Origin of the sequence: Bacillus sp. SH7-1, from assembly GCF_008042405.1 — a bacterium.
Lineage (GTDB): Bacteria > Bacillota > Bacilli > Bacillales > Bacillaceae_G > Bacillus_A > Bacillus_A thuringiensis_N.
Genome location: NZ_QNUD01000073.1, coordinates 1 through 8744, shown reverse-complemented (window position 1 = coordinate 8744; position 8744 = coordinate 1). Strand labels below are relative to the sequence as shown.

The window sequence follows — 8744 nt, the reverse complement described above, 5'->3', positions numbered from 1 at the left end:
TTTAGCTTACTTTACGTTATGTTAGATGTAGAATAGAAAAAATGAAACAAAAAAGCAGCTAGCTTCATACTAGCTGCTGAGCCCCAGGGAAAGGGAGAAAAAGATAGGGTACTCCAAAAATCAACAATAGCTGTGTAACAGCCTGATTATAGTATAGACAAATTTTAAATTTTTAAACAGAACGATGAAAAAATAGGGTTAGGCTGTACCAACTTGATTTTGATCTGCAAGGTCAGAATCAAATGTATTTGTCGCACTCACACCGTTAAAAGTATTAACAACAAAACCAACGTTTGAAGCACCAGATCCATTATAAGCCTTCGTATTTTCTTTCGGAGAAACGTTGTAAAAATCCCCTAAGTTAAATGAACCGTTACTATTTTGTACAACTAAATTCCCTACAACTGAGGGCATAGTTTTCACCCACTTTACAATCATTTGTTAACACTATTATATGGCCGTATAGTCCAATTGGTTCATGTAACAAAAATTGTGGAATAGTAAAACCTTTGAAGTGTAGCTCTTAATAAAAGTGTGTTAAACTGAATGTAAGGTTTAGTAATTAAAAAACAATTGTATAATTAGTATATACGAAAACAAAGGAGGCAAAATGTAATGAATAATGTTATAAAAAAAGTAGATTTAACAGATGCAAAATCAAGTAATCTTGTTGCACTTATTTATAGCAATGAAGTTATATTGGTTGAAGAAGCATTTTGTCCAAATGAAATAAAATTAAAGTTTAATGAAATTGCAATTTTATCATCTATTAAAACAGCTCATATAACGAAAGTATCCATCAGAAAAGAACTTGAAGCAATTTTTCATGACACTGGTGTTCTATTGGTGAAGCATGGTGTTGAGTATGGAAACAGTCAATCTATCACCATGCATTTTGAACAATTTAAAAAGTTGCAACATGAGATTGAGAATTTAATAAAAAGTATGTAATAAGACAAGATGAAGATTTTTTCATAGAGGTGAACTGTTCTATGTTGAAAAAATGGTTTGAAAATTTTTTAGACGAATCTCACTGTAAACATAAATATAGTTTTATTGAGATACAAGATAATGAAGATTTCAAAAGTGGTAAGTTAGGTGTAGCTTATGTGTATAGGTGTGAGAAGTGCGGGAAAGAGAAGTTGAAATTTAAAAGCAATAACGAAATAAATAATGATTTTTTTGATATATAGGCAAGAGTAACTGTTATGGTTACTCTTTTTTGTATACGTAAACTCCTTCTAAAGTATGAAATGAGTTGATACTTTAGTAAATAGTTGAATGAAATGGAAAAGTGTAAAATGTTGTAAAGGAGGAGAGGTATTTGAAGCGAAAGGACATTGGGAAAATTGTAATTATAACAGGAGTGACGCAAGGTTTAGGTCGTGCAATGGTTGATCGATTTCATGAATTGGGATGGAGTATATTTGGCTGTGGACGTTCAAAAGATAAAATTGAAGAATTGAAAAAATATTACGGTAAGACACATGATTTTCAAATCATTGATGTTTCAGATTCTCAGCAAGTAAGTAGTTGGGCAAACTATATACTTAATAGTAATAAAGCACCCGATTTATTAATAAATAACGCATCGATCGTAAATAAAAATGCGCAATTGTGGAAAGTTCCAGCTCAAGAATTCGAAAATATAATGAATGTAAATGTAAATGGTGTAGTAAATGTAATAAGGGCGTTTGTTCCGTCGATGGTAGCCAGGAAAGAAGGAATTATTATTAATATGAGTTCTAGCTGGGGAAGAGAAGGTGAAGCTGAGCTTGCACCATACTGTGCCTCGAAGTTTGCAATTGAAGGCATTACGAAATCAATGGCACTGGAATTGCCCTATGGTATGGCTATTGTTGCATTAGATCCGGGTGGAAGTATTAGCACCCCGATGCTGTATTCATGTGCACCACAGTATGTAAATGAATCACCAACACCTGAAATGTGGTCACATCATGCGATTCAATATATATTGAATATAAAAATAGATCAAAATGGAGCTTCATTGACGTGCCCAGAATGTATGTAATTATATTTTGAATTGTATAAGTATCTTTTAATTAGTATATTTTTATTGATACACACTTTGTTAAAAAAGTACCTGTAAGGTGCTTTTTTGTATTTTTAACACATTATAGAATGCACAAAATTACATATAGAAAATAAATATGAGTTAAAGGATGCCATTTATGTATTTCGAAAGCACTAGAAAACTTCTAAATAGGTGATCAGAATGAATCCAAACGATTTAAAAGTGACAGGAGCATGGCTTCAAGTAGGAGGGAATCTTACAGCGGCAATTGGGACGACAAGAGGATTTATAGGTGAAGAGAAAGTTGAATCGGAGGTTGTAATTGTAGGAAGCTCATTACAAGCCCTCGGGTATATATTGCAAATGATAGCGAGTAATGAAACCGAAGATAAAGGTGAAAAAGAACATCAAAATATGTGTTTGGAGAAAAAAAGTGAAATGCTCGATAAAACGGGCATTGAGTTATTAGCGTTAGGGAATATATCAAATGTAATAGGAACATATTTTAATATAAATGAACAATTGAAAGAGAATGATTATCTTATAATTGTAGGGAATAGCTTACAATCGATTGGAGCTTTTTTAGGAGTAGAAGCGGCTTTGCTTCAGATGAAAATGTTGCAGAAGATTATAGTAATAGGAAATTCTCTGCAAAGTTTAGGCGCTGGACTTCAAGCGTATCAAGGTATTGTTAATGTAATGCAGAATAGAATAGAAAATGAAGACAGTAAGGTTGATAAGAAAGACGAGAGAATAATAGCACTTATTGGTGTTTGGATACAAGCGATAGGAACTGCTATTTCGGCAATTGGATTAACTATAATAGAGAAGGAAGAACGGTTAGAAAAAATAATATGAAATTGTTCATGTAAAGATGGTATGTAAAATTTCAATTTTACATAAGTAGAAAAGTTGAAGTGGTAGGTTTTTTGGCATTGAAATAGAATATATAATAGTAGAACAGTGATTAGTGGTTAATAAAAATATCGGAAATGCAAAAGTAATTAGTTTTTATAGCATATGGAGAGAGAGAAAAATACAAAACAAGGAGTTTTCAAGAGATGATGTATTTGTTGGCAATTCTTTTACCGCCTGTAGCCGTATTATTTTGCGGAAAACCATTTCAAGCAATAATTAATTTCATATTAACATTAATATTTTGGGTTCCAGGCGTTATTCATGCGATATTAGTTGTACATGATAAAAAAGCAGATCGGCGTTTAAAAAAACAAATTCAAGCATATGATGAAATAAATAAGAAGAACAGAAGATAGCTGAGTTGTGAAAGGATTTAAAAAGAAAGGGGGGAACTACCTCCTTTCTTTTTTTTATTCTGGTTAAGTTTAAATTTTAGTGTAGCGGTAAGAATTTTTAATATAAGTATTGTGATAATTCGTTTTAGAGTGTGCGTTTAATAAACCGGTGTAAATGTTTTCAGGAACGTTAAAGAAATCATACATTCCATTCTTTAATTGAATGCGTAAAATCATAGAAAAAGGATTATAGCCAACAGCAACTATAGTTTTTGAAATCACGGGAGATAGCTCCATCATTACGCAACTCCTCACTTTTCATTTTTAATAATTTCTTATAGATGTTGAGGTTGTGGTGTTGAAATCTTTATAATTAAAGAGGTATTATACTTATATGCAATATATTAAATGTTCGTTATACGTAATTATAAAGAAGTTCACACGAAGTACATATCGTTGTGCTATTTTTATTTCACCTTTGATTTATAAATAAGAAAATATTGACCATTTGAAAAAAAGGTATATTATTTATACGAGGTATTAAAAATTCACTTTTTACATTCTATGCTTAAAGGGGCAGCATTATTAGAAAAATAGAAGTGAAAATACTTTGTATAAGAAGCATTCTAAAATTTATAATCTGTGAATTAGGAAAATATTGAATGCTCCAGGTCAATATACTTTCTTAATTTAATTCATTTTAGAAAGTGACCTCAATATTTTTAAGTAAATCAACGGGAGAATTGAAAGGCAGGAGAAAGTAACATGTCAGAAAATTATCGTTCTCGAGAGGAGCGACGACAAGTTAAAAAGAAAAAACAACCAGCTTCTAAAACACAAAAACCAAAAGGTAAAACATCATTTTTTCGCAAGTTTTTAATTACTTGTTTATTACTTGGTATTGTTGGTTTAGTGGCGGGGGTTGCTACCTTTTTTGTAATGATTAAGGATGCACCAAAACTTGAGAAAGCAAAACTTGTTAATCCGTTATCCTCAAAAATTTATGATAAAAATGGCGATTTGGTATATGAATACGGGAAAGAAAAACGGACGAATGTTACGTATGATCAAATTCCTAAATTAGTAGAAAATGCATTTTTAGCAACAGAAGATGCACGTTTTTACGAGCATAGCGGAGTAGACTTTAAAGGTACTGCCCGTGCTGTTTTGGTGAGTCTTAAAGGAGATTACGGTTCACAAGGTGGAAGTACGATAACACAGCAAGTTATTAAAAACTACTTCTTATCGATGGAAAAAACATCAAAACGTAAAGTTCAGGAAATATATTTAGCGTATAAGCTAGAACAACAATATTCAAAACATGAAATTTTAGAAATGTATTTAAATAAAATTAACTTAGGAAACCGTTCATATGGAATCGCAACAGCAGCACAAAACTACTATGGTAAAGAATTGAAAGATTTAACATTACCAGAAGTTGCGATGCTTGCAGGGTTACCGAAAGCACCAAATAACTATGATCCAACGAAAAAGGAAAATGTTCAAAGGGCAACAGAAAGAAGAAATGTTGTTCTAAACTTAATGAATCGACATGGATATATAACAAAACAGGAAATGGAAGAAGCATCAAAAGTTGACGTAGAAAAGGGACTCAAGCCTGCAACTCAACTTCAAGCAATGCCATACCCTGCATTTATGGATGCAGTTGTGAAAGAAGTAGAAAAAGAATTGCCCGATGCTAATATTGGCTCTGATGGTTTAGAAATTCATACAACTTTGGATCCAAAAGCACAGGAATTAGCTGACAATATTTTAAATACAAATATTATTAATTATCCAAATGATAAATTCCAAGGTGCTTTCACATTTATGGATACGAAAACAGGTGAGGTTCGTGCTATAGGTAGTGGTCGCGGTGAAAATAAAGCAGTATTTAAAGGGCATAATATGGCAATTGAATTAGATCGTGCAGCTGGTTCAACTATGAAGCCAATCTTTGATTACGGTCCTGCAATTGAATACTTAAAATGGGCTACGTATCATCAAATTGATGATTCTCCATTTAAATATTCAACTGGACAAGAACTTCGAAATGCGGACAGAACTCATTTAGGCCCAATTACGATGCGCGAAGCGTTAAAAATGTCACGTAACGTTCCAGCAGTTAAAACTGCAAAAGAAGTAGGACTTAATAAATCAAAAGAATTCTCTGAGAAATTAGGTATTACATTTGATTCAACACCGAAAGAATCTACAGCGATTGGTACAAACGAAGTATCACCAACTGAAATGGCGGGTGCTTATGCGACATTTGGTAATGGTGGAAAGTATGCAAAACCACATTTTGTTAAGAAAATAGTTTATCCAGACGGCAAATCACAAAGCTTTGAGCAAAAACCAAAACAAGTTATAGCTGATTCTACAGCATATATGATTACTGATATGCTTCGCTCAGTAGTAACATCAGGTACTGGTACAGCAGCAAATATTAGTTCTTTAGACGTAGCTGGTAAGACGGGTACAACAAACTATGATTCAAAACAATTAGCGAAATTTAACATTCCAGAAAGTGCAACTCGTGATAGTTGGTTTGCAGGTTATACACCGCAGTATACGATGGCAGTATGGACTGGGTATATGAAAGATGGTAAAGACGAGTATATTAGTAGTAAAAATACAAAAATTGCACAGTTGATCTTTAAAGAAATGATGAGTGAAATGGCTACTGATAAATCACGCTTTAAAATGCCAAGTAGTGTAATTCAAGAAGGCAGTGAGCTACGTATAAAAGGTGAAAAACGTGATTCTTCTCCAAATACGAGCGTACCAGACACGACAGAACAACCAAAACAAGATCAGCAGCAAAAAACTGAAGAAGAGAAAAAGCAAGAAGAATTAAAGAAACAAGAAGAACTGAAAAAACAAGAAGAGCAAAAGCAACAAGAAGAACTTAAGAAGCAAGATGAACTTAAGAAGCAAGAAGAACAAAAGAAACAAGAAGAGCAAAAGCAACAAGAAGAACAAAAGAAACAAAATGAACAAAATAATGGTAATGGCCAAGGAACGACACCTCCAGCAAATAATGGAGGAGGCCAAGGAAATACGACACCTCCAGCAAATAATGGAGGAGGCCAAGGGAATACGACACCTCCAGCAAATAACGGAGGGGGCCAAGGAAATACGACACCTCCAGCAAATAATGGAGGGGGCCAAGGAAATACGACACCTCCAGCAAATAACGGAGGAGGTCCAGGGAATACAACTCCACCAGCGACAACACAACCAGATACAGGTGGTAATGCAGGAGAAGCCCCTGCCAATAATGGACAATAAGAAAATTTCATGAAAATATTAAAAAGCACTTAAGGTTTGTAAAAATTACAATCTTAAGTGCTTTTTTCGTTTAAATGCAGTAGCTATGAGACGATGTATATTAAATATTAAATGTACCATAGAAGTTTTGGAAATAAATTGAAGGGAAATGATAAAGAACTTGAGACTGAGGTAGTGGAGGATAACTGTGGCTATGAAAGGTGGTACTACTTGGATGTGCGCCATGATGCCAAAATGAGGGAGTAACTTGACCGGGAATTTGATATTGTTGCCAAGTTGCGGGAAGCTCAATTCCTACATCGGAACTAGCAGTATGAATTGCAGGAACGTGTATCCCAGGCGTCGAAGGGACTACGGCAGTTACTCTTGAAGATACCCACATAAAGTAATCACTCCTAATTTCTGATAATAAAGTAGTATATTCTTTTCACACATATAAAGGTACATATAGATAGGACTTTAGGCTAAAACATACGTATAAAGTTGTAAGACCAATTTAAAATGATGATGGACCATTTATTATAAAAAGATACGTCTATTTACGGAAGGAAAAGGAACAAAGAAGCTGTAAAATGGAGGTATTAATTGCAATAACTTACGTGTTTTTGGAGGAATTCTAATGGAACGATTATGGACGAAATCATTTATTCAAATGACTTTCGCAATGTTATTTTTATTTACAGGATTTTATTTACTTGTTCCAACGCTCCCGCTCTTTATTAAAGAGATAGGTGGCAATGAATCACAAGTTGGACTTATGATGGGAATGTTTACAATAGCTGCAGTTGTAATACGACCGGTTATTGGAGGGATGTTAGATCGATATGGTAGAAGATCTTTTATTATTTTCGGACTCATCTTTTTTGGGTTAACGATGTATTCTTATAATTTAGCGTCGACTATTGTCCTTTTAGCTGTTTTACGAGTTATTCACGGAGTAACATGGGCTGTTTCTACAACAGCTGTTGGAACAGCAATAACTGATATGATTCCAGATTCACGCCGTGGTGAAGGTATGGGTTGGTATGGGATGGCTATGACAATTGCAATGGCAATCGGCCCGATGATTGGATTATCGGTTGTACAAAATTATTCATTTCAAGGCCTTTTCTTGTTAGCAACTCTTTTATCCTTTATGGCAGTCGTATTATCGTTAATGACGAAAATGCCATTTACACCACAAAAAGAAAAAGGGAAAATACAATTGTTTGAAAAATCCGTTTTATCCATTACGATTGTCGTTTTCTTTTTATCATTTGCCTATGGAGGGATTACGACGTTTTTACCGCTATTTGCATCGTCAATTGATGTGAATCCTGGGACATTCTTTCTTGTATATGCAGTCGCATTAACAATTATAAGACCAATTTCAGGGAAATTATTAGATAAATTTGGAGAAGTATTCATCATACTCCCAGCATTATGCATTACTATTTTAGCTATCGTTGTATTAACTCTTTCAAACGGTTTGACGGGTGTAATGATTGCAGCGATATTATACGGTATTGGATTTGGCTCAGCACAACCAGCTTTGCAGGCGGCGATGCTTACAATAGTTGATCCGAGTAAAAGAGGGGTTGCTAACGCTTCATTTTTTACTGCATTTGATTTAGGAATTGGATTGGGGGCAATTTTACTTGGATTTGTTTCGCAAATGTTTGGTTACCGTATTTTATTTGCGGGTAGTGCAATTTCAGGATTAATTGCTTTAATTATTTTTGTCGTTCTTGTAAAACAACGATTAAGTAAAAAAGAATTTGCGTAAACTGGAGGAACAAAGATGAAAATTTCAATTGATCATAAAGCTCTACAATGGTTTAAAGAAGAGTTACGTATAAAGCATGGTGAATCTATACGGTTTAATGTAAGATACGGAGGAGATAGCTCGATTCAGCCTGGCTATTCTTTAGGGATTGTTGCGGAGAAACCAGATGGGGGAATCGTGTCAGTTGAGAAAGAAGACATTCTATTTTTTGTGGATGTTGATGATCTTTGGTACTTTCAAAACTATGATTTAGTTGTAGGTTATCATGAGGGAACAGAAGAAATTCAATTTAATTACGTAAAATAATAACTTTATTAAAAATAAATAAATTTTATATGAAAATTATATTTAGAGAATAGTGAAATAAGTATAATGCAAAAAACGAGCTGTATATGTT

The 8744-nt window shown here is 33.7% G+C and carries 11 protein-coding genes; 8 read left to right on the top strand and 3 right to left on the bottom strand.

The window, feature by feature from the left end; translation table 11 throughout:
- Window positions 1-198: 198 nt before the first annotated feature.
- Window positions 199-414 carry a spore germination protein GerPF gene (gene gerPF / locus DN390_RS30355; protein WP_001141565.1) on the bottom strand — a complete coding sequence of 72 codons (216 nt, stop codon included), beginning with the start codon at window positions 412-414 and terminating at the stop codon, window positions 199-201.
- A gap of 201 nt (window positions 415-615) precedes the next feature.
- Between gerPF and DN390_RS30350 the strand changes: the two genes are divergently transcribed.
- The 5 genes from DN390_RS30350 (at window position 616) to DN390_RS30330 (ending at window position 3309) form a co-directional block, all read left to right on the top strand.
- Window positions 616-951, top strand: coding sequence for a hypothetical protein (locus DN390_RS30350; RefSeq protein WP_060630743.1), 336 nt, complete (start codon window positions 616-618; stop codon window positions 949-951).
- Window positions 952-992: 41 nt separating this feature from the next.
- Window positions 993-1193 (top strand): hypothetical protein, encoded by a 201-nt coding sequence (locus DN390_RS30345; RefSeq protein WP_147809347.1) that lies wholly within the window; start codon window positions 993-995, stop codon window positions 1191-1193.
- A 131-nt stretch (window positions 1194-1324) separates the two neighbouring features.
- Entirely contained in the window at window positions 1325-2032 is a 708-nt protein-coding gene (locus DN390_RS30340) for an SDR family oxidoreductase (protein ID WP_147809346.1), read from the top strand.
- 204 nt (window positions 2033-2236) lie between these two features.
- Window positions 2237-2893, top strand: coding sequence for a DUF6944 family repetitive protein (locus tag DN390_RS30335; protein ID WP_061686211.1), 657 nt, complete (start codon window positions 2237-2239; stop codon window positions 2891-2893).
- Between the two features lie 203 nt (window positions 2894-3096).
- On the top strand, window positions 3097-3309 hold the full coding sequence (locus DN390_RS30330) for a YqaE/Pmp3 family membrane protein (RefSeq protein ID WP_000990223.1): 213 nt from the start codon (window positions 3097-3099) through the stop codon (window positions 3307-3309).
- A 69-nt stretch (window positions 3310-3378) separates the two neighbouring features.
- On the opposite strand, the gene DN390_RS30325 is transcribed toward DN390_RS30330, so the two are convergent.
- Window positions 3379-3588 (bottom strand): KTSC domain-containing protein, encoded by a 210-nt coding sequence (locus tag DN390_RS30325; RefSeq protein ID WP_029438178.1) that lies wholly within the window; start codon window positions 3586-3588, stop codon window positions 3379-3381.
- A 465-nt stretch (window positions 3589-4053) separates the two neighbouring features.
- Here DN390_RS30325 and DN390_RS30320 point away from each other — a divergent pair, with 465 nt between their 5' ends.
- Window positions 4054-6582 (top strand): PBP1A family penicillin-binding protein, encoded by a 2529-nt coding sequence (locus DN390_RS30320; RefSeq protein WP_147809345.1) that lies wholly within the window; start codon window positions 4054-4056, stop codon window positions 6580-6582.
- 100 nt (window positions 6583-6682) lie between these two features.
- Here DN390_RS30320 and DN390_RS30315 read toward each other — a convergent pair whose 3' ends face one another.
- A complete protein-coding gene (locus DN390_RS30315) occupies window positions 6683-6964 on the bottom strand; it encodes a hypothetical protein (RefSeq protein ID WP_097949324.1) in 282 nt (93 codons plus the stop codon).
- Window positions 6965-7201: 237 nt separating this feature from the next.
- Between DN390_RS30315 and DN390_RS30310 the strand changes: the two genes are divergently transcribed.
- Complete coding sequence (locus tag DN390_RS30310) at window positions 7202-8347, top strand: MFS transporter (protein WP_098952656.1); 1146 nt, start codon at window positions 7202-7204, stop codon at window positions 8345-8347.
- A gap of 15 nt (window positions 8348-8362) precedes the next feature.
- Entirely contained in the window at window positions 8363-8653 is a 291-nt protein-coding gene (locus tag DN390_RS30305) for a HesB/YadR/YfhF family protein (protein ID WP_060630751.1), read from the top strand.
- The last annotated feature ends 91 nt before the right edge of the window (window positions 8654-8744 follow it).